The following is a 26366-nucleotide window of genomic DNA, read 5'->3' as shown; positions in this document are numbered from 1 at the left end:
TATAGCATCAACGAATTCAAACAAATGTTTGAATTTTGGAAAAAGATGTTCAAATGTAAGATTTTAGCTTTCGAACTGATGTCTGTACTGTCTCGGGCTCAGTTCAAGATGCTTTTTGAAAAAGTGGGAAAAAGCATACTGATCGCTAAAACCCAGGATTGAAGAAATCTCCGCAACAGGTTTATTGGAGGAGTTCAAAAGCACTTTTGCCTCATTCATCACAATTAAAGCAATGATCTGGCTGGCAGATTTTCCGGTAATGGATTTCACTACCGAGGAAAGATGTCTGGTTGTAACTGACTGCCGTTCGGCATAAAACTCAACGGTTTTTTCTGTGAGATGATGTTCCGCAAGATCCGTCAGAAATACAAAAACGATCTCTTCCTGCCTGGACATCTGGTTCATGAAATTATTATCCTCCTTGGAAATAATTCCCGCCATCTGATAGCAGAAAACAGAGAAAAGATGTTCTACCATCTCTTTTTGATAGAGCATTTCCGTATCCGAATCCAGGATATATTTAAGGAAATTGACGCTTTTCCAGACTACCTCCATTTCATTTTCAGGAAAAGGAACACCTTTGTTCATCTGCTGGCGGAAATAGCGGTAGGTAATCAGCCTGTTGAATTTCAGTGACAGTGCAGAAATAAATTCTCTTTTGTAAGATACCATCCTCGACTGGAAATCACCACTTACGGAAACCATTTCATACACTGTCTGCGGGTCGGTCACCATAAACATATTGGCGGAAAGCTCCAGATCGCTGAAATGCTGACGGAGCTTTATAGTACCCGATTTAATAAAGATAAAAGCAGGATTTTCCGGACGGAAAGGTTTATCCGCAGAAATTCTCTCGAAAATATTATGCTGGGTAAAAATTTCAACACCAAATTTTTCTAAGGCTGACATAACACAAATGTAGCCAATATATTCTGTGCTTACAACCTTTAATCTTCCAGGGAATAAACCGCAAAACTCGCCAGCCAGTGGTCTCCGCCATAGTTCCCCTGAAACAATAAAGGAAGTCCGTTAGCCAGAAATACATCTGCCGTTTTCTTAAAATCTTTTTTTAATGGATGGCCCTCCGGAAGAGCCTTTGATATTCCTTTCATGCACCATGCCTTGGAGAAAGAAAGCCCAACCAGGTGAACGGTCTGATAATCGCTAAGATCACTTACAACAGGGATTTTTTCAATATTCTCCAAACTTCTTTTCTCATAAAAACTGTTCAGCCACAGGACAAATTCTTTTTGCGGCAGTACTCTTCTCATCAGATCTGCAATTTCAAGGCTGGGCGAAAAGAAGTCTGATCCGTCAGGTTCCAGGTAAGCAGGCGTTTTCTCATCTTTTCCATAAAAATATTTTGCTTTTTCTTTCAGCTGGTTCTCGAATTCCTTATCATGATTTGCGACCGCCCAATCGATGGCGAAGGCCAGGCCAAAGGCTGTATTCGGGTGAACTCCGGTTCTGTTCGGATACGTCTGTTTCGGAAGATAGACTTTCCAAGATTTCAAAATCTGATCGGTAAGAGGTTTTATGTTCTCGTGCCAGATCTTAGCTTTGGGATGATTCCATGTTGTCAGCTCTTCATCAAGCTTCAGCAGCCAGGCCCAGCCATAGGTTCTTTCAAAAGTGGTTGTAAGCTGATATTTTGTGAAATAATCGGCCTCAGCCTTCAGATTTTCTTTACTTAACGAATGGTCAAGAATCTTTTCAATCTCTTTTGCATTAGCCAGATTGGGTTTAGTTTTCAGAAGCCTTACCAACATCCAGTGTCCGTGAACGGAACTGTGCCAGTCGAAACAGCCGTAAAAGCTTGGGTGAAGATCTTTTGGCGTCAAAGTAACTTCGCCGGCATTATTGATGATGTGTGCCGTTTTATTTGGATATTCCTGGCTGATGCAGTGAAGCGGCTTTTCCAATAGTTTAGCTGCCATTTCATCGGTAAGTTTCGGGACTTCCTGGGCGTATATTAAAAATGGAGAAAACACGAATGCTAAAAGACTTTTTTTCATTCATTAAAAATAGAAAATAATTTAGATTTCATACTGTTTTCAAACCTATTAAAAATAAATAAATCCCAATCATTTCTAACAAATCATATCAATTTATAACAAAATGGAGATTTAAGCATAATTTTTGATAAGATTCAAGAAAAATATGTATGACCAAATTATTTCTACCTTTATGCCTGGTTCTTTTGATGAGCGGATGCAAGAAATCCGAACCGGAAGCTGTTAATTCCTCTCCGGCAGCATCTGCTGATAAAGCTGTCGCTGTCGCTGAATATGAGATGGTTGCTCCTCCGAATACTATTACTGAAAAATTACTACCGGAAGAAAATAAATCGCCTCAACCTTCCATAGCTCCAAAGAAGATCGACACTATTGCTAAAAAGATCATTAAAAACGGGAACATGAAAATCCAGGTTGGGGATATTAAAAAAGCCCAGAATCAGGTTGGAGATATTCTGAAGAAGAATGATGCTTATATCCAAAATGAGCAGTTCCAGAATACAGATATGGATGATAATCTGGATCTTGTTATCCGTGTACCGCATAAAAATTTTGATGCATTGGTCAATTCATTTTCTGATGGTGTGGGTTCAGTCTTGTCCAAAAATATTTCGTCCGATGATGTTACTGAAGAATACACTGATGTTTCTATTAAATTAACCAATAAAAAGATCTATCTCGAGAAATACCGCGATATGCTCCGAAGTGCTTCTACCACGAAAGATATGATTGAAATTCAGGAAACCATCCGCGAACTGGAAGATGAAATTGATGTTGCTGAAGGCAGGCTCCGCGTCATTGATGACCGTGTGAAATACAGCACTCTTAATCTGAGTTTATATAAAGAGAAAGTGAGAAGCTCTGCAACTTCAAAGATCGGTTTTGGAAGCCGCTTTGCAGATTCTGTGACAGAGGGCTGGAACAGTTTTATGAGTTTTCTGCTGGGAATTATTTCTTTATGGCCATTCTTACTTATTATTCCTGTCATCTTCTTCTTATGGAGAAAATGGAAACCGGGAAGAACAAAAAAATAATATACCTTTGAATAGATATAAAAATCCGGATACCATTGCTGATATCCGGATTTTTATTGCATGATCAATGATTTAAGAATTATAAAAACCTTTTACGGTCTCTAACACCTCCTCGTCCGACATTTTTTGTGCCGTATCCAATGTTATCGTCAAATTTTTAAATTGGGCGGTATCATGAAGATATTTTTTAAGTTCCTCCTGAATGGTTCCGGGGCCTGTAATATAGACTTCCTGAGAATTGGTCAGAAGGTGTTCTATTTCTTTAAAGAACTTTACCTTGTTGGTACGTTCGGCATTATTGGCGGCATTTTCACTTGAGTTTCCATGCTGTATTTCTGCTTTAACCGGACTACAAAGGAAAAACATAAATGCATTCTGAGCATCATGGTTTTTTACAACCACTGCTTTTTCCGTATCGATCCAAAGTCCTGCTAATTTCTTGTCAGACATAATTTATTTTTTTGGTGTTATAAACTGTATAGAGCAAGAATGATGCAAAGGGCATGTTAAGGGCTGTTAAATGTTTTTCATGGGTAGAGCCCTATTACGAATGGCAGTAGGAAATTGAGATAAATGATTTATTTATCTCGCAGATTTAGCAGATCGGGCAGATTTATAATAATTATGCAAAAGGATCTGCTTGATCTGCTAAATCTGCGAGAGTAAAAACGCTTGAGTAAAGAAAATGTAAGACTCAATAATGCAACAAAACAATCTCTACAATATAGAAAAATTACTGTAGGGATTGCTTTATGGTTCACAATGATGTCAGAGAAACTATTTCCCCAGGACAAATACCGCAGGAATTTTGTGAAGCTCCGGTTTAGCTTTTTTCCAGTCGTTGATGGTTTTTGTCTGAATGAATTCATGCTCCGGATCGTTGATATTGGCTGCGATGCAAAGCTTGGTATTCGGTGATAAAAACTTGGTCAGGTCTTCAAAAAGCGGATTATTTCTGTAAGGGGTTTCCATAAAGATCTGGGAATATCCGGTTTGCTGTACCAGGCTTTCCAGGCGCTGGATCTGTTTTTTCTTTTCTCCTTTATCTATCGGAAGATATCCATGAAAAGTAAATTCCTGCCCATTAAATCCACTCGAAATCAAAGCAAGAATGATGGATGAAGGTCCTGAAACAGGAATCACCCTGATATTTTTCTCGTGACACCATTTCACAATCAGGTTTCCGGGATCTGCGATGCATGGAAGGCCCGCCTCAGAAAGCAGTCCGAAGTCCTGTCCCTGCAGCATCAGGCTCTGGGCTTCTTTAATATCAGCATTTTCCGTGTATTTGTCCAATAAAAACAGTTTCAGATCAGACTGTTTCTTTTCGGGAGCAAAGAATTTAATAACCTTTCTGGCGGTTTTTTCATTTTCTACAAAGAAATAATCCGTCTGCATGATATAATCTTTCAGAACAGGTGAAAAATGAGTAATAGAAGTGTTTTCTGATAAATAGGCTGGGAGTAAAAAAAGCATTTTATTGTTTTTTAGTTCTTTCTTTAAGTGAAGGCTGAGGGAAATATTTCGCGAGATCCATGGAGAAGGTCACCGAAGTAATTTTCCATGTTCCGTGGATCTTCATCAGGGTCCAGATCTCTTTTCCCCAGTTCTCCATTTTTCCGTCGTACCAGAAGCTGTAATCGAAGCTGGCAGAAGCTATTGCTCCATCTTCAATGATTTTGATATTGTCAAATCTTTCTTCAGATTTATCATCTTTAAAACTTCTGATAAAGGCTTTATAATCATCCGTAAAATAATATTCTGCCTTAGGATCTTTTTCCAGACGTTTTGCCTGGGTCCTGTCGGTATAAATTCCGGTCCAAAGCACAGGTTCCTGAAATAAAGAAGAAAATCTGGCTTCATCCCGGGTCCTGATGCACTGCATGAATTCATCCATCAGTTTACGGATCGCAGTTTCATCACGGATTTGGGCAAAAGAAAAATTAAAGCTTAAAAAAAGCAGGAGAATTAATGGCTTCATATTATGACAGGATTTGGTTCTTAATAGCATCACAACCTCTGTCCAGCAACTGGAAAACCGCTTCAAAATCATTCATATCTCCCCAGTACGGATCCGGAACTTCTGCATTTTCATGATCCCCTAATGCAGACATAAATAATGATACTTTCCGGCGCTGTTCTTCATTCTGTGCTTTTGAGATCACATCTTCATATACGTCAATGTCCATACAGAATATCTTATCAAAAGTATCAAAATCCGCCTTGGTAACCGGTCTCGATTTCTGTTTTGAAATATCAATATTATGGTTCGCAGCTGTCTTTATCGCTCTTTTATCCGGATGTTCCCCTTCATGCAGGGAGATCGTTCCCGCTGAGTCTACAAAAAAGCTTTCAGGAACTTTTATCTTCATAATACCTTCTGCTAAAGGGCTTCTGCAAATATTTCCGAGGCAGACCATCAATATTTTCATATCACTTTTCAATTGAAAGATTAAATGATTTAATTATTAAAAGATTTTGCAACTTTCATCTGGAACAAAACTAAATAAAAAATGAAGAATACAGCTATTCTCCATTTCAATATTCAGATTAAATTATTTTCTATTTTTTGATTCTTTCCGCAAGGTCTTTAACGTACTTTTTGACTTCTTTATCAATTTTCGATACATCTTTAATGGTATCACAGGCATACATTACCGTTGAATGGTCTTTTCCGCCCATTTCCTCACCGATCTTTGTAAAGGTAGCATTCGTTAACTCCTTTGAGAAATACATCGCCAATTGTCTTGGAAGAGCGATTTCTCTTTTTCTGGTTTTGGAAAGAAGCTGTTCTTTTTTGATTCCAAAATAATCGCACACCACTTCCTGAATGTAAGGGATATTGATGACTTTCTTCTGGTTGGCAGCAATCTTATTGATCGTATCTTTCAGCAATTCAAGGCTTAAGTCTGTTTTATAAACCGTAGAATAAGCAATGACAGAGTTAATTACCCCGATAAGCTCTCTTACATTGGTCTTAGCTTCTGCCGCAAGGAAATCAAGCATATCACCGGGAAGAACGATTCCGTCTCTGCTTAACTTGTCTACGATGATCTGTCTTCTTGTGGAAAGATCCGGAGATTTGATTTCAGCAGAAAGCCCCCATTTGAAACGGGAAACAATTCTTTCCTGAATATCCATAATATCAGCAGGCGCCTTATCTGATGTAAGGATGATCTGTTTTCCGTTCTGGTGCAGATGGTCAAAGATGTGGAAGAAACTGTCCTGTGTGGCAGATTTACCTGACAGGAACTGAATATCATCAATGATCAGAACATCCACCATCTGGTAGAAGTTGGCAAATTCAGTCTGTTTATGAGCTTTCGCGGCAGAAATGAACTGTTGGATGAATTTTTCAGAAGACAGATAAAGAACTACTTTATCGGGAAACTGACTTTTCACTTCAAGGCCTACAGCCTGCCCCAGGTGTGTTTTTCCAACCCCGTATCCTCCGTGAAGAAATAATGGGTTGAAAGCCGTTGCTCCCGGTCTTTTAGCAATAGATCTTGCTACCGTAGCAGCAAATTTATTACTTTCTCCTTCTATATAATTATCGAAAGAGTAGTCAGACTTCAGGTTAGAATCTATATTTACTTTTCTGATTCCTGGCACTACAAAAGGATTAACAATATTGGCAGAGAATCCCTGCGGCATTGTTTCCTGCATTTTCGGGGTGGGAACGCTTTTCCCCTTCATGTTCATTGTCACTGGCTTTTCCTCTCCGGTAGGCCTGTTTTCCATTACTGAGTACCACAATTTCACTCCTTTTCCAAGATTTTTCTTCAGGGCAGCAGAAAGCAGGGACAGGTAATTATCCTCAATATATTCCTTGTAAAAATCGCTCGGCACTATAAGCGTAAGGTTATTGGCAACCAGCGAAAGCGGCTGTACCTTATCGAATAGCATGTCGAAGGATTTTTCAAGCTTCTTAAGATCAGAATTGTCTTCAGCTGCGTTCAAATTATCCCGCATGAACTGAATGCATTTCTGCCATATCATCATTAAATTTTCATCCATATTTATGCCCCGATTAAATCTTTGTTAGTACTTTTTGTAGAAGGGAGACAAAGGTCCAATTTTTTCTTTTCAAAAAAAAATATTGCGGGTATTGATTATTTAAAAATATATTTGTATGTATAATTAAAGACTAAAAATGATACATACAACACACTCATTAAGAGTACGTTATGCTGAAACAGACCCTATGAAATATGTGTACTACGGGAACTATGCACAGTACTTCGAAATTGGCAGAGTAGAACTCTTCAGAAGCATAGGAATCTCATACGATGAAATTGAAAACCAAGGAATTTGGCTTCCGGTTTCCGACTATAAAATTAAGTACATCCGCCCGGCGCTGTATGATCAAAAATTAGAAATCCATACGTATGTAAAAAAAATACCGGGAGTAAGAATAGAGTTTGAGTATGAAATTTTCAACGAAGAAAAGGTTAAAATCACCGAAGCATCCACTACTTTGTTCTTTTTAGATGCAAAAACCAATAAAATTATAAGGTGTCCTGATTTTCTTATGAAGCTTATTGAGGAGAACTGGGAGAGGTAAGACTTCAGCAGAAAGTAAAGGTTAGAAAAAGGACAGCATGAAAGATGTTGTTTTTAAACTAATTTGCATCTTTGCACTTCCAATATCATTTACAATTATAAATAATAAATTATGAAGATTGCTTTTCTGGGGCCTCATGCAAGTTTCACACAGCTTGCCGCTACACAGCTTTTTCCGGGGGAAGAACTTTTACCACAGGCTAATATCCTGGACTGCTTTAATGCTGTTCAAAGCGGAGAAGCCGAAAAAGCCGTAGTCCCTTTGGAAAACTCTATTGAGGGAACCGTTTCTATGACGCTGGATTATTTATACAAAACACCCTCCATCAAGATTGAAGCGGAAGGCGTGATGCCTATTGCCCATCACCTGATGATCCATCCTGAGAATACTGTGGATGAAGTGGAAAAAATATACTCGCATCCGCAGGCTTTGGCGCAAAGCTTCCATTTTCTGGACACTCAATATAAAGAAATAACCAGGCAGGATTTTTCTTCTACAGCAGCTGCAGCAAAATATGTTTCCGAAAATAGGGATCTCAAAATTGCAGCGGTCGCCAATCAGTTTGCAGCCAATTTATACGGGCTGAAAATCGTTAACAGAAATATCCAGGATTTTGAGCAGAACCACACCCGGTTTATTGTGATATCCAAAGATCACACAAAATACCATAATGACAGCCTTGAAGTTTTGGGTGAAAAATCCGGTATGCTGATCAATCTTCCGGAAGATCATGCCGGTGGACTTCACCAGGTACTTTCTGTTTTTGCCTGGAGAAAAATGAACCTCAGCAAAATTGAATCCCGAACGCTGAAAACAGGTCTGGGCAATTATTTCTTCTTCATCAATGTCGTTGGAAAGTGGGATGAGGTACTTCACGGAAATGCATTACTGGAACTAAAATCTATCAATGCAGAAGTAGATTTTCTGGGAAATTATAAAGAATTTCTTCTCGAAAGTTAAAAAATATTCACCTGAATCAATTGACACTGCTCTTAAGGCAGTGTTTTTTTGATTATTATCCAGCTGATACAACAAACAGGTTTAAATACTATAAATAATTACAGATCAAGCCGTCCCTAATGTGGGAATTATAAATATTGATGAAATAATTAATTATGAATATACATAAATATTAAAATAAATAATTTACTTTTGTTTCATGCAATTAAAAAATAATGATATGTAAACTACTACAGAGATTTATATATTAAAATAATAAGCCTATGTTTAAAACATTTACATTATCATCAACAAATGTATGTAAATGTCATAATACAAGGTGTGTTTTTTGCATTACTTACCCGAAAACTAATTAAAAAATTAATTATGAAAACCAAACTTTACAGCCTGTTTCTGGGATTATCTTTTATTCCCACATTTTCCCAAGTTGGGATTAATACATCTGCGCCAAGTGCTACATTAGATGTAAATGGAACGATGAAGGTGCGTGATACACCTGTTACCCCAACCCTTCCGGGTTATGAACTTTTAGTAGTTAATACCGGAACTGCACAGGTTTCTAAAGCCGATCCGCAACTACTTTACGATTCAGCTGTCAACTCTTCCGTATACGCAGCGAAGAAAACCTCAGGGCTCACCCTGATCAGTCTGGGGCTTTTCCCGACGGGATTCAGATCTGTCAACTTCTTAGCTTCTGAAAGATCATTGGGATCTGCAGCTTTATTCTCCGATACTGATCATACGTATACCGTACCATCTAATGGTGTATATGCTGTAGGATTTTCTTTCCGTTATGGTGCAGGCCTTCAGGCAGCTGTTCTTACCAATACGCCGGGGATAGGTATCTTAAGGGACAGAGCAGGAGTAGCTACTCTTATTGACAACCGTGTATTCAGCGGGATTACAGTTCCACTTCTCTTAAGCTTGACGATTTCTGAAGGCTCCCTTAATTCACTTTATACGTTTCAGGCTGGAGATAAAATCTCATTCGGGCTTACGGGATCTTCTCTTTTGGATGGATCAATACTGAGCACCAGTATAGGATCTTTTTATATTTACAAAGTATCCAATTAACAGATCAATTTAATCACTCTGCATAGTTAATCCATCACAGAATATGTGGTGGATTAATTTTTTATACTGTTACATTTATTTATATTTGATAAAAACTAAAGAATGAGTGGATTTCTTCTGACCATACTGATTATAGTTATTATCTTTTTTATCTTCAGCAATCTTAATAATAAAATCAGGAGGCTTGAGAAAGAAGTTCATGATCTGAATTTAAAAATCAACCAGCCTCAACAGAATACAGTTATCCACCAACAGCCTGTTTCAGATATACCAGCAGAACTTCATCAGACACAGGAAACCATAATCCCTACAACCAATACTCCTGATCAGCTTCCTTTGCAGCCTCAAAAGGATTGGCTGGAACCTGTTTTTGACTTTTTAAAGCAAAATATCCTGACCATTATCGGTATTTTCACGCTTGTTCTGGGAATTGGTTATTTTGTAAAATATGCTATAGACAAAAACTGGATCGGGGAAACCGCAAGAGCTGGAATAGGCCTGGCTGTAGGAGCAGGAATTATGCTGGCCGGACATTTTCTCAGGAAGAATTATGCTGTTTTTGCATCCATCATTACGGGAGGTGGAATTGCCGTTTTATATTTCACCACTACCATTGCTTTCCGGGAATACCATCTGTTCAGCCAGAATACGGCTTTTATCATTACGACTCTTGTCACGGTAGTTTTTATCGCTCTGGCTTATTATTATAAAAGCGAGGTGCTTATTATTTTTGCAATGCTCGGAGGATTTTCAGCTCCTTTGATGATCAGTACAGGACAGAGTAATTATCTTTTCCTTTTCACTTACCTTACACTCCTGAATGTCGGCATGCTGACGACCGCATTTCTGAAACACTGGAAAAGTGTGGGATGGACCTCATTTGTTTTTACCAGCATTTACCTCTTCTTTTGGACTTTACGACAGCCTGAGCTGCTCAGTATTGTTTTTTATATCATCAACTATATTATTTTTTACATTTTCGCGCTTCAGGATCATATCAAAAGAAATATACTTTCGCCCTGGGATACTTTAATGCTTGTGCTGATTAATTTTTCCAGCATTATCGGTTTAATCTATATATTCAACACGTTAAGCTATGAACCGGTTATTATTTTCCCGCTGCTTTTTGCCGGTGTAAATGCACTGCTGCTTTTAAGGGAGTACGGGAAAAAGAATTTTGGATACAGCTACTCTATTTTTGCTGGGCTTACGATCAGCCTTGTTACGATAGCTGTCGCTCTTCAGTTCAAGAGTCATCTCATTACAAGTGTTTGGGCTGTGGAGGCATCACTTCTGCTTTACATCTGGAAAAAAAGCGGACACAGTATCTTCAAAACATGCTTTTATGTTCTCTTTCCTCTCGTGATCATTGCACAGATCCTGACCTGGTCGGAATATCTGGACAAAGATAATATGGGCATTGTATTTAATCCGGTATTTTTAACCAGCCTGGTGACTGTTACTACAACAGTTGTCAATCTTTTTTTACTAAAAAATATCAACAAAATCCAGAAACCGGAAGACGGCTTTTTTGAAAACGTTTTTACAATTGTAAGCTACAGCATCATATATATTGCTCTTCTGCTGGAGATTATCTATCATATTTCAGATATGCCATGGCCGGCTGTTACAAGTATTGGGCTGCTGTTCAGCATTTATTACATTTTTGTACTATTGGTATTGAAAAGAAGACTGGGTATTGACGGTATAATCCAGACAGGACTTATTTATCTGCTCCTTATCCTGATTGCTTTAAATGCTTCATTTGCAGCATCAGCGGTCGTTACGGCAGTTTTACAGAAAAAGCTTACATCCGGATTCTATATGATCCACCTTCTTCATTGGGTTCCTTTTACATATGTGCTGTGGAATACAGCTTCCAACACGGATTTCTATAAAACAAAGATCTCTTACTGGGTGATTTCGGTAACGCTTGTTATTGCTGTAAGCTGTGGATTCTACCATACTTATATTCTGAATTCCGTGAATGATACTTCACTTATCTATAAAACAAAAGAACATTTTACCATTCTTTACCTTCCGATTATATGGACTGTTCTTGCGAGTATTTTTATTTATACAAGCTTAAAAAAGAATATCCCGGAGTACGGTAGGATCGGCTTTGTGCTTACAGGGATCATGGTTCTGAAGCTTTACAGCTACGATGTCTGGCAGATGGATAATATTTCGAGAATTACCGCATTTATTATACTTGGAATCATTCTGCTGCTAAGTTCTTTTACTTTCCAAAGGCTGAAAAACATTATCAAAAACATGGTTGATAAAAAGGAGGATGAGAAAGAGGGTTAAATTTCAAATTTCAAAGGCCGGAAGAATTTATCTCCGATAATTTGGTTTGTAATTCAATGACTGGATTATCATTTCTTGTAAATGGAATTATTAAAGCCAACTTAATGGTTGACTTCTCTCCGCCTCCAGTTTGTATTCTAAAATCCATCAGCAGATTTTCTTATTAATCTCCATATATAATTTTCTTTCCTGAAAGCCGTTATTTCAAAACAATATTTAAAATATCGTAAAAATTAATTCACATTCTGTAAAAATTAATTATATTTATCAAGTTTTTAACAGTTACATAGTCTGGTTATGAAAAAAATACTCTATTCTTTTTTAATATTATCATCCGCAGTATTATCTGCCCAGAAGAATCCTTCTGTCAAGTTTGCTGTTGCCAATGATATTGTAGGAACAATGGGCATGTTTAATGCAAGAAAAGCTGTTGTTCAGAGCTCAAATGTTTATAAAGGTCCTTCAGCACTGCCTCAGGATTTAAAAAAATACAGCTTCATTGCAGAAAAAGGCCTGACGGAATTTAAAATTAAAAACGGCTATGAAGGTTTGGACAGAGTTTCTCTGGCTCAGCTGAACTCACAGTACGGACTTCCTGAAAACACACCGGTTTTTATTGAGGGGTATGAGTTTTCTGACAGCAGCATGAAAATCTATGGTGACATCATGGGCAATGTAGAAGTTAAAGACCACAACGGACGTAAAACGATATTCCTAAGCACAAGCGCTTTAAAATAGAATATAAAATTATATCATATTAAGAAAGGATACCTTCAGGGTATCCTTTTGCTTTTAGTATCTGTTATTCCATTTTTTCTTAAGCTCTTCATAAATTTTCTTTTCTGTAGCATTATTGCCCGGCTGGTAAAGCTTCGCATTTTTAATTTCCTCGGGGAGAAATTCCTGGTCTACAAAATTACCTTCGTATGAATGAGCATATTTATATTCCTTACCGTAATCAAGATCTTTCATCAGCTTGGTAGGAGCATTTCTGAGATGTAAAGGCACAGGAAGGTTTCCAGTTTGTTTTACAAGGGCCAATGCATCATTAATTGCCATATAGGTCGAATTGCTTTTAGGAGATACGGCAAGATACACTGCTGTCTCACTTAAAATGATCCTTGATTCCGGATTACCTATCACATTAACTGCCTGGAAGCAGTTATTGGCGATCACCAAAGCATTGGGATTTGCCAGTCCGATGTCTTCAGCTGCAAGAATAAGCATTCTCCGTGCGATAAACTTGATGTCCTCGCCTCCTGCAATCATTCTTGCCAGCCAGTAAACAGCTCCGTTCGGGTCACCTCCCCGCATAGATTTTATAAAAGCAGAAATAATATCATAATGCTGCTCACCGTTTTTATCATAGAGCGCCATTGTTTCCTGCAGAATCTCCAGGACATCAGAGTTATTGATTTCTTCTTTATCTGAATTCACATATTGATTAAGAACAAGTTCAACAGAATTGATCAGCTTGCGGGCATCTCCTCCTGAATACTGAATAAATGCTCCTTTTTCAGCAATCTTAAAAGAGGTTCCTTCATCATTATTGAATCGTTGAGTCGCAGTATCGACTAATTCTTCAAGCTTTTCATAGCTTAACGCCTTCAGAATATAAACCTGGCTTCTTGATAAAAGTGCGGACACTACTTCAAAGCTTGGATTTTCTGTAGTGGCGCCAATCAGTACGATCCAACCTTTCTCAACGGCATGCAACAACGAATCCTGCTGGGATTTATTGAACCGGTGGATCTCATCTATAAACAAAATAGGAGATTTCCCAGAAAACAGGTTCTGCTTTTTGGCATCTTCAATCACATCACGTACATCTTTCACCCCGGAAGAAACCGCTGAAAGCTTATAAAACTTCCGGCCTGATTGCTCTGAAATGATTTCAGCCAGCGTGGTTTTCCCGGTACCCGGAGGTCCCCAAAGAATCAGTGAGTTGAGTGCATCGTTTTCGATCATCTTCCTGATCGTGCCTTTTTCGCCGGTAAGATGTTCCTGCCCGAGAACTTCATCCAGGGTTTTCGGTCTTAATTTTTCGGCTAATGGTGTATTTTGGCTCAAGATAATTTTATTTTTTTTGATAAACGGATTCAGGCTTTGAATCCCTGAAACTTCTAACAAAATTAAACTAATTTTAATTTTTTTACCCTATTTTTGCATTGTTTTGAAACTTACATTCAATAAAATCATCAGTTTTCCTTTGGTAATTTTAATAAAATTTTACCAGTGGTTTATTTCGCCCCTGCTTCCCAAAAACTGCCGTTATGAACCTACCTGCTCTCATTATATGGTGGAAGCACTTCAGGTGCATGGTGTTTTCCGGGGATTATGGATGGGTGTAAAAAGAATTTCAAAATGCCATCCTTGGGGAGGCAGCGGCTATGACCCGGTTCCACCGAAAAAATTAAATCAGTAATAAACTATTAAATCAATAGAAAATGAGTAATCTAGTTTTCAGAATTTACCTCATCGTATTTGCATTCATTACACAATCTGCATTTGCCCAGAATTACCCCGGAGGTTTATCCGACGGAACCCTGAAAGTCAATGAAAGCAGTGTTCCTGTAAAGATCTATGCAACCACAGAAATAGGCGACCTCAATGCTTTTCCGGAAAAGGCTACAGATAAAAACATTTTAGTCATTCTGAATGAGTCAAATTTTGAACCGGCTTACTTTAATTACAGTGTTACCACCTTAGAGAAATATAAGAGCTTTCACTATCAGTTTTTCGATAAAAATTTTAAGCTGATAGAAAGTCCTGCTACAAAAGATAATATTACTGATTTTAAATATGCCGTAAAGACAGCAAAACCGATTAACGGGTCTGAAAGTATAGCACTGGAAACGCCTTTTAAAATCTGGGATCCGTCCAAAGGCATTCAGCTGGGCCCGGTTACGCTTCATTTCTATAGCTTAATGTTCGTTTTTGCTTTCGGTCTGGGCTATATTTTAATGCTAAAGATCTTCAAAACCGATAATGTCAATCCAAAATACCTGGATCCGCTTTTCACATGGACGCTGATCGGAACTATTTTAGGGGCAAGATTGGGCCATGTTATTTTCTATCAGCCTGAATTATTCAAAGAAGATTTCTGGAGCGTATTTCTGCCGATAAGCACTAAAAACGGGTTTAAGTTTACAGGATTCTCCGGGCTGGCAAGTCATGGAGCAACCATAGCTTTGATCTTTACTACCTTATATTATTCATTTAAGATCATTAAGAAGAATCCGTTCTGGGTATATGACAGAATTGGGATTGTAGTTGCTTTGGGAGGTGCATTTGTAAGAATAGGAAATTTTTTCAATTCGGAGATTATAGGAAAAGCAGTTGATCCCAATTCTCCTCTTGCTATTCTGTTCCCACAGCAAAGCAGTGAATATGGCCCTACAGTTCCCCGATATCCCGGTCAGCTTCTTGAAGCTATCGGATATTTCCTGCTATTTGTACTGTTATGGATATTATACAAAAAAACCAACAAAAAATATCAGCAGGGATGGCTGTTCGGACTGTTCTTTATTGTCCTTTGGGCTGTAAGATTCTTTGTAGAATTCCTGAAGGAACCCCAGGGAGACGAGTTCATCCATATCGGGGGGCTGAATACGGGACAGGTACTTTCCATTCCGTTTATGATTGCAGGAGTTGTTATCATGATTATTTCTAAAAAATTCAGAATCACTCAGGCGGAGAACGAAAAGCCGGAGTAATTTCAAAAGCGGAAAGGGCAAATTTGCAGATCAGTGAATTTGCCCTTTTTATTTTATCACAGTTTGACCTGAGCTATTTTATTCAATTCTTCAAATACATCTCCGAATGTATTGATCACATCCGTAGGAAGCATCGATTCTTTGGAATATTTTTCAGCGGCAAGGTCAGCGGCTCTCCCATGAAGCCAAACTCCCAGGATACATGCGTTTTCTCCAGAATAGCCCTGGGCAAGCAATGAAGCAAGAATACCGGTAAGAATATCCCCGCTACCGCCTTTTGCCAGCCCGGAATTCCCTGTGATATTATAGAATATATTCCCTTCAGGGGTAACAACCTGGGTGTGATGGTCTTTCAACACCATATAAATATTGAATTCCTTTGCTTTTTCACGGGCAAGCTTCAGTCTTGCGAAAGAATTTTCCGTACTTCCGAATAACCTTTCAAATTCTTTAGGATGCGGGGTAATAACAGAGTATTTTGGAATCAGGTTTAAGTTTGTTTGATTCTTTGAAATAATATTCAGAGCATCGGCATCTAAAACCACGGGATTATGATGTTTTTTTAAAAATTCCAGCAAGCCTTTTTCTGTCTCTTCATGAGTTCCCAAGCCGGGGCCTATACCATAAACGGTGGTATCTTCTGATCCGAAATCTGTAATCATTTTACTTCCTCCTTCAATAAACATAGCTTCGGGACATGAGATCTGTAGGATTTCATATCCACATTCCGGAGCGATTGTAAAGGTAAGTCCTGCACCCGTTTTTAAGGCAGACCGTGTAGCCAATACCGCTGCGCCTATTTTTCCATAGCTTCCGGCTGCAATTGTCACTTTTCCATAAGTTCCTTTGTGGGAGAAATCCTGTCTGGGCTTAAAAATATCACTGATAAGCTTTTCATCAATAACAAAATTTTCAGTGGTTTCCGATTCTAAATACTGTGCATGCAATCCTATATCCAGGATGATTACTTTCCCTGCATACCGGCCTGTTTCGGGATGCAGAAAGCTTTTTTTCCAGCATTGAAAGCTTAATGTATAGTCAGTCTTAAATATGATGGGTTCTTTTTCAAATATCTCATCAGCGGGCAGCCCGGAAGGAATATCAACGGAGATTTTAATACAGCTTTTCTGGTTTAACAAGTCAACTACTTGTTTGTATGCCCCTTCAAGCGGCCGTGACAGTCCGGTTCCAAACAGGGCATCAATAATGACAGTTCTGTTGTCAAAGTTATATTGACCGGCTTCATTGAAGTCTCTGACCGAGATTCCGGACAGATCCCGGAGCCTTTTCAAATTTACCGAAGCATCATCAGAAAATTTTCCTTTAGGATTTTGCACAAAAATGTCTGCATCAAATCCTTTCATATAAAGTATTCTTCCCAGTGCTAATCCATCGCCGCCATTATTTCCATTGCCGCAAAATATCACCATTTTTTTGTGATTTTTACAGTTTTCGGAAATCCAGCCGGCTAACGCCTCTGACGCTCGTTCCATCAGCTGGACGGATGAGACAGGCTCGTTCGAAATAGTAAACTGATCCCAATAGCGTATTTGTTCTGCGGTAAAAACTTTCATAAGATAGTGTCAAAATTTTAACCAAATTACGAAAGTTTTCTTTTACAGCTTATCGTAGTGGTAAAAATTGGCGTTAAATTATTAGAACAGTAAAATATCAATTAAAATAATAAATTCACAGTAAAAGGCAAATAAATTACAGCTGGTAATTCAATAATCATGGCGCAAAAAACGCTGAAAAGTAATGTTTTTACATTTTTAAATTATATTTTTGTGTGTATACTAACTAAAAAATATAAATTATGGGATTTGTTAAAGATTTTAAAGATTTTGCTTTTAAGGGCAATGTACTTGACCTGGCTGTCGGTGTGATCATCGGCGGGGCGTTCGGCAAAATTGTTTCCTCACTGGTAGAAGATGTCATTACCCCGCTTTTACTGAATCCTGCATTGAAGGCAGCAGGTGCAGAAAATATTTCAAAACTTTCGTGGAACGGCGTTACTTACGGAAATTTTCTTTCTGCCGTGATCAGCTTTCTGTGTATTGCTATGGTACTTTTCTGGATCATCAAAGGGGCCAATAAAGTCGTTAAAAAAGAAGAGGCTGCACCGGCCGGGCCTACTGCAGATCAAAAATTACTGGCAGAAATCAGAGACCTTTTGAAAAGCAAAAACAATATATAAATAAAAAGCACCCCGATCCGGAGTGCTTTTGTTCTTATTGGGTTCAATTACTGAATCTGTAAGATACTTGAGATCTGCTCTGCCAAAGAAAGCCCGATCCTGTCCTGAGCTTCTAAGGTAGATGCCCCCGTATGAGGCGTCATGGAAATCTTTGAATGTTTCAGTATTTCTTTAGAAGGCGTAGGTTCATTGATAAAAACATCTAATCCTGCAAATTTTACCTTTCCTGAATCCAATGCATTAATTAGAGCAGATTCGTCGATAACACCGCCTCTTGAACAGTTCACAATAGCAACACCGTCTTTCATGATGTCAAACTCATTTTTCCCGATCATATACCCTTCCTTCTGAGCCGGAACATGCAGCGTGATGAAGTCTGAATGTTTCAGGACATCCTGAAGCGGTTCGGTTTCTATGTCTACATTGATGAACTGATTGTTGTAGAATTTCACTTTGATGCTTGCCTTTCCTACATTATTATCCGCCGCAATCACTCTCATGCCTAATCCCAGCGCAATTCTGGCAACCTCCTGTCCTATTCTTCCCATCCCAACGATTCCGATGGTCTTTCCTCTTAATTCGATACCAGCAGTATATGCTTTTTTAAGACTAGCAAATTCCGTATCTCCTACTAAAGGCATTTTTCTGTTTGAATCCTGAAGGAATCTTGCGCCGGAAAATAAATGGGCAAAAACAAGTTCAGCAACCGATTCTGAAGAAGCAGAAGGAGTATTGATCACATGGATTCCTTTTTCTCTTGCATAATCCACATCAATATTATCCATCCCTACACCACCTCTTCCGATAATCTCGATCGACGGGCATCCGTCAATAATATCTTTCCTTACCTGTGTGGCACTCCTTACCAACAGGGCACGGATCTTATGCTCATTAATGTAATCTGCCAAAAACTCCTGCGGAACTTTTGCAGTGATCACTTCAAAACCTTTTTCAGCCAGAGCATCAATTCCAGATTGATCCAGACCGTCGTTTGCTAAAACTTTCATAAATACAATTGATATTAAAAAGTGAAAAGATTTAAAAATTAAAGAATTTCAGTGTGTACACTTTTATCATTCAATTTTTAAATCTCTGTATATGTTTTCTTAATCTTCTTTGAAAACTTCAATGGTAACCTGCTTTTCTACAAGGTCTGTGAACCTACCTTTGTATCTTGTAGCTCTTACCAGATGATTGTCTATCCAGTGATAGTTTCCTCCTCTCGGTTTTCCGCAGAGCACACTGTGGTATTTGAAGCCGTTGTTATCCAGCCAGTCGATGGTAATCTGTTTCAGGTTTTCCGTTCTTGAAGTGAAGAAACAGATCTGATGTCCTTCGTCATACCATTTGTTGATGGTTTCCAGTGCATCAGGATAAGGTTTGCAGGTAACCATTCTTTCCGGTTCTTCGTTCGGAACATCGTCTGTAATGGTACCGTCTATGTCTATCAGATAATTTTTTACCCCGTCCTTAAGAATAGGACTTATATGCTCTTTATATTCTAATTCCATCCTTAAATTTTGAAATGCAAAGTTACGGTTTTTACCTTTAGGGCCAATATCAAATTTGATTTATGTTAAAAATACACCACAAAAAGCGTAATTTAATGAATAAAATAAACAATATATTATTGTTTATTTAGCTTTAGTTAATTTTATTCCGTTTTTAGTGTGATTTAAATTCTTATACATTGGGTCTGAAATTAAAGTTTATCTCCCAAACTGATCCGTAAATAACTCAGAGGATTCATTAAGTATCAAAAGTGAGTTCTACAATTTCTTTTTTTCTGAGAAGTATTAACTTCAGGTGAAATCCTCATATTGCCATGAATACACTAATATTTTTATCCCGTGATATTTATTTGTGCATTCATTAAGGAAATACCGGAAGTGAGTTCTATATTTTTTTTCTGGGAAGTATTTCTTTAGAGCTTCAATTAAATACCCATATTGCCACGAATACACTAATATTTTTATCCCGTGATATTTATTTGTGCATTCATTAAGGAAATACCGGAAGTAAGTTCTATAATTTTTTTTCTAAGAAACATTTCTTTAAAGATTCAAGTAAAATACCCATATTGCCACGAATACACTAATATTTTTATGCCGTGATAACTTATTTATTTGTGCATTCATTAAGGAAATACCGGAAGTGAGTTCTATATTTTTTTTCTGGGAAGTATTTCTTTAAAGATTCAAGTAAATACCCATATTGCCACGAATACACTAATATTTTTATCCCGTGATATTTATTCGTGCATTCGTGGCAAATACTATCTTATTATAGCATAAAACCTTTATTCATTTTGAGATAATTATTTTTATATCAAAGAACAGTTTTGCATCGCCTTTTAACTGTACGATTCTTTTCATATTGTAAATTTTACAGTGTTCATGGTATGTGATATGATGTTCTCTAAAAATTTTCAAAATACATTTATTAGGCTTACATTTGTAGAAATGGAAGAATTTGTAGTTTTAGTAAATCCTGAAGATGAAGTTCTGGGTCTTATGGATAAACAGCAGGCCCACATCAATGGTGTCCTGCACCGTGCATTTTCTGTATTTCTCTTCAACAGCAAAGGTGAGATGCTGCTCCAGAAAAGAGCACCGGGAAAATACCATTCTCCCGGTAAATGGACTAATGCAGTATGCTCCCATCCAAGAGAGAATGAGACCTATCTTCAAGCTGCCGGACGCAGGATAAAAGAAGAACTGGGCATTGAAACGGAGCTTTCAGAAAAGTTCTACTTTATCTATAAAGCAGATGTAGGAGGAGGTCTTTGGGAAAATGAACTCGACCACGTGTTTGTAGGAAATTATGAAGCTGATTTCGATTTGAATAAGGAAGAAGTGGAAGAAGTAAGATTCATTTCCATGGAAGAACTTGATAAAGAAATCACTAAAAATCCTGAAAATTTCACAGAGTGGTTTAAAATTATCCTTGAAGAATATAAACACCATTTTTAAGCGATGAAAAAAATATTATGGGTATCCGCTTTTTTATCGGCAAGTCTGTTTTTTGCCCAAAAAGCAAAGGTTTATGACAGTCCCGGCTACTCTATCAACGTCCCCGAAGGCTGGAGATCTACCAATGACAGCGATATTGTCAACATTTTCCCTTCCAGCGAAATCGGTGCCATTACCATTTCAGAATACCACGATCTGAATCTTCCAAAGGCGGAAATGAAAAAATTCATTCTGGACCTTTATAAGTCCCGGGATCAGGAGAGCAAAATAAAAGAAAGCAATGGCAGAAAAGGATATACAGAATATTCTTACGAGTATTTTGATGAAAAAGAGAAACTTTTCTGGGTGACCAGGGCTTTCCATAAAGACAAAAACCTCTATCTGGTTTCCATCAACTGTGGCCAGAAATTCTGGAACGGAAATTATATGAGTCTTTTTAACGAAACTTTCAACAGCTTTAAAATAAAGAAATAAGAATTAAAAATGAAGAAAACAGCCTTATACGATAAACACGTTTCTTTGGGCGCTAAAATCGTACCTTTTGCAGGTTTTGAAATGCCTGTACAGTATTCTGGTGTAACGGAAGAACATTTTGCCGTAAGAGAAAAAGCAGGATTGTTCGATGTGTCGCACATGGGACAGTTTTTTATTGAGGGACCGGGATCCAAAGACCTTTTACAGTTTGTTACAACCAATAATGTAGATGCCTTGGAAAACGGGAAAGCCCAATATTCATGTCTCCCTAATGAAAACGGAGGAATCGTGGATGACCTTATTGTATACAAAATGGAAGACGATAAGTATTTTGTGGTGGTAAATGCATCAAATATAGATAAGGACTGGAACCACATATCCAAATACAACACTTTTGGTGCTAAAATGACCAATGCATCCGATGATATGTCATTATTAGCTGTCCAGGGGCCTAAAGCTACGGAGATCTTACAGAAGCTTACGGAAACTAATCTTTCTGAGATTCCTTACTATAACTTTACGGTGGGAAGCGTTGCCGGAGTAAACAATGTGATTATTTCGAATACCGGTTATACGGGAAGCGGCGGTTTTGAGATCTATTTCAGCAATGAAAACGCTGTACAGCTTTGGGATGCGATCATGAATGCCGGTGAAGCAGAAGGAATTATTCCTGCCGGACTTGCCGCAAGAGATACTTTAAGATTGGAAAAGGGCTTCTGCCTTTACGGAAACGACATTGATGATACCACTTCGCCTATTGAAGCAGGATTAGGATGGATCACAAAGTTTGATAAGGATTTTGTTTCCAAAGATACATTTGCAAAGCAAAAAGAAGAAGGTATTACGAGGAAATTAGTAGGCTTTGAGCTTCAGGACAAAGGGGTTCCAAGGCATGATTATCCTGTAGTGGACGCAGAAGGAAATGTGATTGGTAAAGTAACATCAGGAACACAGTCACCAATGAAAAAGATCGGTCTGGGTCTGGCTTATGTAGACAAGCCTCACTTCAAACTTGACTCTGAAATCTTTATCCAGGTAAGAAATAAGAACATTCCTGCAAAAGTAGTGAAAACTCCTTTCGTATAATATGTTCAAAAGATATTCAAATAAAAGAGACTGTAGTTTTTACAGTCTCTTTTTAGTTGTTAATAACAGACACAGCAGATAGATCTGTCCGGATTACAGGCATCTCCCATTCCCGGTCTGTTGGAAATAACACCACCTCCAGGACCGCAAAGTGTAAAGCAATTTACAACCAGGACCTTGCCTGCCCCATTAATTTTTTTTAATGCTGATCTGTTAAGATTCTTTGTTTTTAAAAATTTTGTTGTCATGATCATATTTTTTTTGGTAACACTAAATATAAGTATTTAATAATTAAATCATTAAAATAAATCAGAAAATATTGATCACAAAAACTTTAAAAACAATTATTTCCCGGGTACATGCTGAAAACAGTAATCATTTCCAATACGGGTATAATGTTTACATCTTGTCCCTGCTTTTGTTCTTCCCAGGCACTGATTTCCTTTATTTGTGCCGTTTACTTTTTTAGAACCGGAAGCAATTCCATACACGGATGCTTTGGGAGGATTGCAGATTTTACAGGGTTGCAGCCCAATTACCAGTGCTTCACTTATTTCAAGTCCGGATGAAACATTTTTCACCATTCTGCATGATGAAAGATGATACTTCATTCCTGAAGGTGTTTTATAAACCGTTTGCCCCGCAAGGCTGAAAGAAATAAAAAGCAGTATGGAAATCAGGTATTTCATTCACTTACGTAAAAAATTCTCTCAAAGCTTCAAGATTTTTCTTATCATTCCCTACAAAAATTTCATTGTCTGTAAGAAAAACAGGACGTTTTAAAAATGTATAATGGTCCAGCAGCAATTCTTCGAAATCTTTTTCTTCAAGAGATTTCACATCCAGCTCTCTTAATTTGATCTGTGTGGATTTTTTATTGAATAAAGCTTCGTATGATTGTGTTTTTTTATGCATAGCAGCCAGTTCCTCTTTAGTGAGCGGCTCTTTTTTGATCTCCCGGAGTTCCCAGCCGGTAAGGTTAAATTTTGCTAAAATTTTTCTGCATGTATCGCATGTATTGAGATAAAATACTTTCTTCATTGTTACTTTTAAATCTGTTATTTGTTAAATTTCCTTCTTCATTGAAGTTTTGTCTTTCAAAAGTAGGATTTAATCTAAGATTCTGGAAATTATTAAATAACTTTATTCAAATTTTATAAAGATGCAGAACAAGCCTATCACTTTTCAGTTTATTTCAGAGCCTTCAGATGTGAATTACGGGGGAAACGTACATGGAGGAAGCGTCATGAAATGGATTGATCAGGCAGGTTATGCGTGCGCCACGACATGGAGCGGAAATTATTCAGTAACCGTTTATGTGGGTGGAATCCGTTTCTATGAGCCCATCAAGATCGGAGAAGTGGTAAAAGTAGACGCACAGGTTATTTATACCGGAAAATCGAGCATGCATATCTCAATCAATGTTTTTTCAAGGAACCTAAAACAGCCTACTTTTGATAAGAAAACCCACTGTATTATTGTTTTTGTAGCGGTGGATGAAAACGGGAAAAAGCTGCCGGTCCCTGCGTGGGTCCCTGAAACAGACGAGGAAAAACAGCAGGAAGAGTACGCAAAACGACTGATGAACCTGAGAACACAGATTGAGGATGAAATGAAACCCTTTTTGTAAGTATGCAGAGAAAAGACTTCATTAAATTTTCATCATTAGGATTTCTGGGCTTATATTCCTGTGGAATTTCTAAACTCAGCCGTAAGAAACCTTTGGCCATTCAGCTTTATACCATCCGGGATGCTATGTCTGATAACCCGGAGAAAGCACTGGAAAAACTGGCCTCGTTGGGTTTTACAGAACTGGAGATCTATGGATATAACCGTACATTCTTCGGAAAAAACAAAAATGAGTTCAGGACTATCCTTCAGCAAACCGGCTTAAAAGTCATTAGCTCGCACCATACTACAGGTATGTTCCATAAGGATGAGGGAACTTTATTGTACGGCTTTGAAAAGGCTGTAGAAGACATGCATTTTATCGGTTCCAGATATATGGTATGCTCTTATCTTTTTCCTGAAGAAAGAACCATTGAAAACTATAAAAAGCTTCCTGAATTACTTGAAAAATCCGGTGAAATAACCCAAAGCACAAAAATTCAGTTCGCTTATCATAACCACGATTTTGAATTTGAAAAAATGGAAGATCACAAAAGTGTCTATGATTTTATTTTAGAAAACACGTCTCCTGACCTGGTTAAAATGGAACTGGATTTATACTGGATTTCAAAGGCTGGATTTGACCCCCTGACTTATTTTGAAAAATATCCCGGCCGTTTTCCTCTATGGCATGTGAAAGATATGAAAGCGGGGACGAAAGATTTTACAGAAATCGGAAGTGGAGTGATTGATTTCAAAAAAATATTCAGCGCAAAAGAAAAGGCAGGCCTTCAATATTGGTTCCTAGAACAGGACTTAAGTGACAAAGATATTTTTGAAAGTATCCAAATAAGCAAAAGGTATATTCTTGAAAACAGTTTCTTTTTGAAATAATGTTTATATTTGCAGGACAAAAGGAAATGGTGCTCTTCCTTACCCAACCGCTTTACAGAAGCTGATGACGCCTGATTAAGAGATTATTAACGAATAACTTATCAGGATTATTATGTCGAAACCACAACGAACATTATCTAAAAAAGCAATTTTTCACATCCTGTTTTTTTTCAGAAAATACCCTGCCCTGCCTTATATTATAAAGTGGCTGTGTATCAGTATCATCATTGGCATTTTGGCAGGAACTGCTTCTGCGGGTTTCCTTGTATCTTTGGAATGGGCAACTCATTTCAGGGAAAATCATATCCGGCTCATTGCCCTGCTTCCTGTTGCCGGTTTTCTTATCGGTCTTTTGTATTATTACTACGGAAAGGATGTAGAAGCAGGAAACAACCTGCTGATTGACAATATTCATGATCCGAAAGAGACTATTCCATTCAAAATGGCACCGTTTGTTTATCTGGGAACTATAGCTACGCATTTATTCGGTGGTTCTGCGGGCCGCGAAGGAACAGCACTTCAGATGGCAGGAGCTATGGCAGACCAGCTTAGCAAACCTTTTAAGCTTGACAAGAGTGAAAGAAGGATTCTTCTCATCGCCGCCATTGCAGCAGGTTTCGGGTCTGTTTTCGGAACACCGCTGGCCGGAGCAGTTTTCGGGCTTGAAGTTTTTCTGGTTGGAAGAATAAGGTATAATGCTATTTTCCCGGCTTTTGCATCAGCTGTTCTGGCTGATTCAGTCACGAACCTCTGGAATGTAAAGCATACGCATTACCACATAGATCTTATTCCGAAACTGGAATTCCTACCTGTTTTATACAGTATCCTTGCCGGAATCGCTTTTGGAATCTGTGCTGCAGGTTTCAGCAGAATGATCCATTGGGCAGGTTCTGTTTTTAAGTCTAAGATCAAATATCCTCCATTCCGTCCTGTAATTGGCGGGATCATTGTTGCTGTTGCCGTTTTTGCCATAGGAACAACGAGATATATAGGACTGGGCATTCCTGTGATTCTTGAATCTTTTGAAAAGCAGCTCCCGTTGTATGATTTTGCTTTAAAAATGGTCTTTACAGTCGTTACACTTTCGGCAGGATTTAAAGGCGGTGAGGTAACTCCTTTGTTTTTCATCGGAGCTACACTGGGAAGTGCTTTATCTATTTTTATTCCGCTGCCGGTTGGACTGCTGGCAGGAATGGGATTTGTCGCTGTATTTGCGGGGGCTACCAATACTCCACTGGCCTGCATGCTGATGGGAATTGAGCTATTCGGGGCTGAATGCGGGGTTTATATCGCTATTGCATGTGTGGTTTCCTATATGTTCTCGGGGCACCAAAGCATTTACACGAAACAGAAAATCGGGGAAGTAAAAAACAGGAGATATGAAAATGAACGGGACGGGTATTTTTCGGATTTGTGAGGATTTGGTTTGAGTGTGGGAGGGTTTGAGAGTTTGAGAATGTTT

The 26366-nt window shown here is 38.2% G+C and carries 29 protein-coding genes and 1 riboswitch; of the genes, 15 read left to right on the top strand and 14 right to left on the bottom strand.

Annotation, left to right across the window (positions count from 1 at the left end; genetic code table 11):
• Window positions 1-63: 63 nt before the first annotated feature.
• Together IX38_RS14830 and IX38_RS14825 are read right to left on the bottom strand one after the other, a co-directional pair.
• Window positions 64-909, bottom strand: a complete 846-nt coding sequence (locus tag IX38_RS14830) for a helix-turn-helix domain-containing protein (RefSeq protein WP_034706277.1) — start codon at window positions 907-909, stop codon at window positions 64-66.
• Between the two features lie 38 nt (window positions 910-947).
• On the bottom strand, window positions 948-2015 hold the full coding sequence (locus IX38_RS14825) for a DUF2891 domain-containing protein (protein ID WP_034706276.1): 1068 nt from the start codon (window positions 2013-2015) through the stop codon (window positions 948-950).
• 149 nt (window positions 2016-2164) lie between these two features.
• Between IX38_RS14825 and IX38_RS14820 the strand changes: the two genes are divergently transcribed.
• Complete coding sequence (locus IX38_RS14820; RefSeq protein WP_034706275.1) at window positions 2165-3049, top strand: DUF4349 domain-containing protein; 885 nt, start codon at window positions 2165-2167, stop codon at window positions 3047-3049.
• 72 nt (window positions 3050-3121) lie between these two features.
• On the opposite strand, the gene IX38_RS14815 is transcribed toward IX38_RS14820, so the two are convergent.
• The 5 genes from IX38_RS14815 to dnaA all read right to left on the bottom strand — a co-directional run bounded on the left by IX38_RS14815 (window position 3122) and on the right by dnaA (window position 7066).
• Complete coding sequence (locus IX38_RS14815) at window positions 3122-3499, bottom strand: hypothetical protein (protein ID WP_034706274.1); 378 nt, start codon at window positions 3497-3499, stop codon at window positions 3122-3124.
• Window positions 3500-3826: 327 nt separating this feature from the next.
• The gene (locus IX38_RS14810; RefSeq protein ID WP_034706273.1) at window positions 3827-4525 is read right to left on the bottom strand and encodes an SAM-dependent methyltransferase; all 699 of its coding nucleotides are present in this window, start codon (window positions 4523-4525) and stop codon (window positions 3827-3829) included.
• A gap of 1 nt (window position 4526) precedes the next feature.
• Window positions 4527-5030: a nuclear transport factor 2 family protein gene (locus tag IX38_RS14805; protein WP_034706485.1), complete on the bottom strand. Its 504-nt coding sequence runs from the start codon at window positions 5028-5030 to the stop codon at window positions 4527-4529.
• A gap of 1 nt (window position 5031) precedes the next feature.
• Window positions 5032-5481, bottom strand: a complete 450-nt coding sequence (locus IX38_RS14800; protein ID WP_034706272.1) for a low molecular weight protein-tyrosine-phosphatase — start codon at window positions 5479-5481, stop codon at window positions 5032-5034.
• Between the two features lie 130 nt (window positions 5482-5611).
• Complete coding sequence (gene dnaA, locus IX38_RS14795) at window positions 5612-7066, bottom strand: chromosomal replication initiator protein DnaA (RefSeq protein ID WP_034706270.1); 1455 nt, start codon at window positions 7064-7066, stop codon at window positions 5612-5614.
• Between the two features lie 136 nt (window positions 7067-7202).
• Here dnaA and IX38_RS14790 point away from each other — a divergent pair, with 136 nt between their 5' ends.
• The 5 genes from IX38_RS14790 to IX38_RS14770 all read left to right on the top strand — a co-directional run bounded on the left by IX38_RS14790 (window position 7203) and on the right by IX38_RS14770 (window position 12695).
• Window positions 7203-7613, top strand: coding sequence for an acyl-CoA thioesterase (locus IX38_RS14790; protein ID WP_034706268.1), 411 nt, complete (start codon window positions 7203-7205; stop codon window positions 7611-7613).
• 111 nt (window positions 7614-7724) lie between these two features.
• Window positions 7725-8573 (top strand): prephenate dehydratase, encoded by an 849-nt coding sequence (pheA, locus tag IX38_RS14785; RefSeq protein WP_034706265.1) that lies wholly within the window; start codon window positions 7725-7727, stop codon window positions 8571-8573.
• A gap of 366 nt (window positions 8574-8939) precedes the next feature.
• Window positions 8940-9647: a hypothetical protein gene (locus tag IX38_RS14780; RefSeq protein ID WP_034706263.1), complete on the top strand. Its 708-nt coding sequence runs from the start codon at window positions 8940-8942 to the stop codon at window positions 9645-9647.
• Window positions 9648-9749: 102 nt separating this feature from the next.
• Window positions 9750-11957 carry a DUF2339 domain-containing protein gene (locus IX38_RS14775; protein WP_034706261.1) on the top strand — a complete coding sequence of 736 codons (2208 nt, stop codon included), beginning with the start codon at window positions 9750-9752 and terminating at the stop codon, window positions 11955-11957.
• A gap of 297 nt (window positions 11958-12254) precedes the next feature.
• Window positions 12255-12695 (top strand): hypothetical protein, encoded by a 441-nt coding sequence (locus IX38_RS14770; RefSeq protein ID WP_034706258.1) that lies wholly within the window; start codon window positions 12255-12257, stop codon window positions 12693-12695.
• Between the two features lie 54 nt (window positions 12696-12749).
• On the opposite strand, the gene IX38_RS14765 is transcribed toward IX38_RS14770, so the two are convergent.
• Complete coding sequence (locus IX38_RS14765; RefSeq protein ID WP_034706484.1) at window positions 12750-14027, bottom strand: replication-associated recombination protein A; 1278 nt, start codon at window positions 14025-14027, stop codon at window positions 12750-12752.
• Window positions 14028-14130: 103 nt separating this feature from the next.
• Between IX38_RS14765 and yidD the strand changes: the two genes are divergently transcribed.
• A complete protein-coding gene (gene yidD / locus IX38_RS14760; RefSeq protein ID WP_034706256.1) occupies window positions 14131-14382 on the top strand; it encodes a membrane protein insertion efficiency factor YidD in 252 nt (83 codons plus the stop codon).
• Between the two features lie 424 nt (window positions 14383-14806).
• Window positions 14807-15673: a prolipoprotein diacylglyceryl transferase gene (gene lgt / locus IX38_RS14755; protein WP_034706483.1), complete on the top strand. Its 867-nt coding sequence runs from the start codon at window positions 14807-14809 to the stop codon at window positions 15671-15673.
• Between the two features lie 56 nt (window positions 15674-15729).
• Here the strand turns inward: lgt and IX38_RS14750 are convergent, their stop codons facing one another.
• Complete coding sequence (locus IX38_RS14750) at window positions 15730-17247, bottom strand: bifunctional ADP-dependent NAD(P)H-hydrate dehydratase/NAD(P)H-hydrate epimerase (protein WP_034706254.1); 1518 nt, start codon at window positions 17245-17247, stop codon at window positions 15730-15732.
• A 242-nt stretch (window positions 17248-17489) separates the two neighbouring features.
• Between IX38_RS14750 and mscL the strand changes: the two genes are divergently transcribed.
• Entirely contained in the window at window positions 17490-17870 is a 381-nt protein-coding gene (mscL, locus tag IX38_RS14745; protein WP_034706252.1) for a large conductance mechanosensitive channel protein MscL, read from the top strand.
• A gap of 47 nt (window positions 17871-17917) precedes the next feature.
• Here the strand turns inward: mscL and IX38_RS14740 are convergent, their stop codons facing one another.
• Together IX38_RS14740 and IX38_RS14735 are read right to left on the bottom strand one after the other, a co-directional pair.
• Window positions 17918-18877 carry a D-2-hydroxyacid dehydrogenase gene (locus IX38_RS14740; protein ID WP_034706251.1) on the bottom strand — a complete coding sequence of 320 codons (960 nt, stop codon included), beginning with the start codon at window positions 18875-18877 and terminating at the stop codon, window positions 17918-17920.
• Window positions 18878-18976: 99 nt separating this feature from the next.
• Complete coding sequence (locus tag IX38_RS14735) at window positions 18977-19381, bottom strand: LNS2 domain-containing protein (protein WP_034706249.1); 405 nt, start codon at window positions 19379-19381, stop codon at window positions 18977-18979.
• Between the two features lie 951 nt (window positions 19382-20332).
• Between IX38_RS14735 and idi the strand changes: the two genes are divergently transcribed.
• From idi to gcvT, 3 genes are read left to right on the top strand one after another with little or no spacing between them, the layout of a single operon-like run.
• The gene (idi, locus tag IX38_RS14730; protein WP_034706482.1) at window positions 20333-20842 is read left to right on the top strand and encodes an isopentenyl-diphosphate Delta-isomerase; all 510 of its coding nucleotides are present in this window, start codon (window positions 20333-20335) and stop codon (window positions 20840-20842) included.
• Between the two features lie 3 nt (window positions 20843-20845).
• Window positions 20846-21316 carry a hypothetical protein gene (locus tag IX38_RS14725; protein WP_034706246.1) on the top strand — a complete coding sequence of 157 codons (471 nt, stop codon included), beginning with the start codon at window positions 20846-20848 and terminating at the stop codon, window positions 21314-21316.
• A gap of 9 nt (window positions 21317-21325) precedes the next feature.
• A complete protein-coding gene (gcvT, locus tag IX38_RS14720; protein WP_034706245.1) occupies window positions 21326-22402 on the top strand; it encodes a glycine cleavage system aminomethyltransferase GcvT in 1077 nt (358 codons plus the stop codon).
• A 59-nt stretch (window positions 22403-22461) separates the two neighbouring features.
• Here the strand turns inward: gcvT and IX38_RS14715 are convergent, their stop codons facing one another.
• The 3 genes from IX38_RS14715 to IX38_RS14705 form a co-directional block, all read right to left on the bottom strand.
• Complete coding sequence (locus IX38_RS14715; protein ID WP_131368689.1) at window positions 22462-22650, bottom strand: hypothetical protein; 189 nt, start codon at window positions 22648-22650, stop codon at window positions 22462-22464.
• Between the two features lie 96 nt (window positions 22651-22746).
• Entirely contained in the window at window positions 22747-23091 is a 345-nt protein-coding gene (locus IX38_RS14710; RefSeq protein WP_034706243.1) for a hypothetical protein, read from the bottom strand.
• A gap of 4 nt (window positions 23092-23095) precedes the next feature.
• Entirely contained in the window at window positions 23096-23443 is a 348-nt protein-coding gene (locus tag IX38_RS14705; protein ID WP_034706242.1) for an arsenate reductase family protein, read from the bottom strand.
• Window positions 23444-23564: 121 nt separating this feature from the next.
• Here IX38_RS14705 and IX38_RS14700 point away from each other — a divergent pair, with 121 nt between their 5' ends.
• The 3 genes from IX38_RS14700 (at window position 23565) to IX38_RS14690 (ending at window position 26321) form a co-directional block, all read left to right on the top strand.
• On the top strand, window positions 23565-24032 hold the full coding sequence (locus tag IX38_RS14700; protein ID WP_034706240.1) for an acyl-CoA thioesterase: 468 nt from the start codon (window positions 23565-23567) through the stop codon (window positions 24030-24032).
• 2 nt (window positions 24033-24034) lie between these two features.
• Complete coding sequence (locus IX38_RS14695; RefSeq protein ID WP_034706239.1) at window positions 24035-24904, top strand: sugar phosphate isomerase/epimerase family protein; 870 nt, start codon at window positions 24035-24037, stop codon at window positions 24902-24904.
• A 13-nt stretch (window positions 24905-24917) separates the two neighbouring features.
• A riboswitch (Fluoride riboswitch) is annotated at window positions 24918-24985 on the top strand.
• 31 nt (window positions 24986-25016) lie between these two features.
• On the top strand, window positions 25017-26321 hold the full coding sequence (locus IX38_RS14690) for a voltage-gated chloride channel family protein (protein ID WP_185097682.1): 1305 nt from the start codon (window positions 25017-25019) through the stop codon (window positions 26319-26321).
• Window positions 26322-26366: the final 45 nt, after the last annotated feature.

Source organism: Chryseobacterium luteum (assembly GCF_000737785.1).
GTDB classification, from domain to species: Bacteria; Bacteroidota; Bacteroidia; order Flavobacteriales; family Weeksellaceae; genus Chryseobacterium; species Chryseobacterium luteum.
Note: the sequence above shows the minus strand (reverse complement) of the source record. Positions and strands in the feature narration are given on the sequence as shown.

Bases quoted from the DNA above. Each gene is read 5' to 3' on its own strand.
- IX38_RS14830 (WP_034706277.1), bottom strand. From the start codon at position 909: ATGTCAGCCTTAGAAAAATTTGGTGTTGAAATTTTTACCCAGCATAAT.
- IX38_RS14825 (WP_034706276.1), bottom strand. From the start codon at position 2,015: ATGAAAAAAAGTCTTTTAGCATTCGTGTTTTCTCCATTTTTAATATAC.
- IX38_RS14820 (WP_034706275.1), top strand. From the start codon at position 2,165: ATGACCAAATTATTTCTACCTTTATGCCTGGTTCTTTTGATGAGCGGA.
- IX38_RS14815 (WP_034706274.1), bottom strand. From the start codon at position 3,499: ATGTCTGACAAGAAATTAGCAGGACTTTGGATCGATACGGAAAAAGCA.
- IX38_RS14810 (WP_034706273.1), bottom strand. From the start codon at position 4,525: ATGCTTTTTTTACTCCCAGCCTATTTATCAGAAAACACTTCTATTACT.
- IX38_RS14805 (WP_034706485.1), bottom strand. From the start codon at position 5,030: ATGAAGCCATTAATTCTCCTGCTTTTTTTAAGCTTTAATTTTTCTTTT.
- IX38_RS14800 (WP_034706272.1), bottom strand. From the start codon at position 5,481: ATGAAAATATTGATGGTCTGCCTCGGAAATATTTGCAGAAGCCCTTTA.
- dnaA (WP_034706270.1), bottom strand. From the start codon at position 7,066: ATGGATGAAAATTTAATGATGATATGGCAGAAATGCATTCAGTTCATG.
- IX38_RS14790 (WP_034706268.1), top strand. From the start codon at position 7,203: ATGATACATACAACACACTCATTAAGAGTACGTTATGCTGAAACAGAC.
- pheA (WP_034706265.1), top strand. From the start codon at position 7,725: ATGAAGATTGCTTTTCTGGGGCCTCATGCAAGTTTCACACAGCTTGCC.
- IX38_RS14780 (WP_034706263.1), top strand. From the start codon at position 8,940: ATGAAAACCAAACTTTACAGCCTGTTTCTGGGATTATCTTTTATTCCC.
- IX38_RS14775 (WP_034706261.1), top strand. From the start codon at position 9,750: ATGAGTGGATTTCTTCTGACCATACTGATTATAGTTATTATCTTTTTT.
- IX38_RS14770 (WP_034706258.1), top strand. From the start codon at position 12,255: ATGAAAAAAATACTCTATTCTTTTTTAATATTATCATCCGCAGTATTA.
- IX38_RS14750 (WP_034706254.1), bottom strand. From the start codon at position 17,247: ATGAAAGTTTTTACCGCAGAACAAATACGCTATTGGGATCAGTTTACT.
- mscL (WP_034706252.1), top strand. From the start codon at position 17,490: ATGGGATTTGTTAAAGATTTTAAAGATTTTGCTTTTAAGGGCAATGTA.
- IX38_RS14740 (WP_034706251.1), bottom strand. From the start codon at position 18,877: ATGAAAGTTTTAGCAAACGACGGTCTGGATCAATCTGGAATTGATGCT.
- IX38_RS14735 (WP_034706249.1), bottom strand. From the start codon at position 19,381: ATGGAATTAGAATATAAAGAGCATATAAGTCCTATTCTTAAGGACGGG.
- idi (WP_034706482.1), top strand. From the start codon at position 20,333: ATGGAAGAATTTGTAGTTTTAGTAAATCCTGAAGATGAAGTTCTGGGT.
- IX38_RS14725 (WP_034706246.1), top strand. From the start codon at position 20,846: ATGAAAAAAATATTATGGGTATCCGCTTTTTTATCGGCAAGTCTGTTT.
- gcvT (WP_034706245.1), top strand. From the start codon at position 21,326: ATGAAGAAAACAGCCTTATACGATAAACACGTTTCTTTGGGCGCTAAA.
- IX38_RS14715 (WP_131368689.1), bottom strand. From the start codon at position 22,650: ATGACAACAAAATTTTTAAAAACAAAGAATCTTAACAGATCAGCATTA.
- IX38_RS14710 (WP_034706243.1), bottom strand. From the start codon at position 23,091: ATGAAATACCTGATTTCCATACTGCTTTTTATTTCTTTCAGCCTTGCG.
- IX38_RS14705 (WP_034706242.1), bottom strand. From the start codon at position 23,443: ATGAAGAAAGTATTTTATCTCAATACATGCGATACATGCAGAAAAATT.
- IX38_RS14700 (WP_034706240.1), top strand. From the start codon at position 23,565: ATGCAGAACAAGCCTATCACTTTTCAGTTTATTTCAGAGCCTTCAGAT.
- IX38_RS14695 (WP_034706239.1), top strand. From the start codon at position 24,035: ATGCAGAGAAAAGACTTCATTAAATTTTCATCATTAGGATTTCTGGGC.
- IX38_RS14690 (WP_185097682.1), top strand. From the start codon at position 25,017: ATGTCGAAACCACAACGAACATTATCTAAAAAAGCAATTTTTCACATC.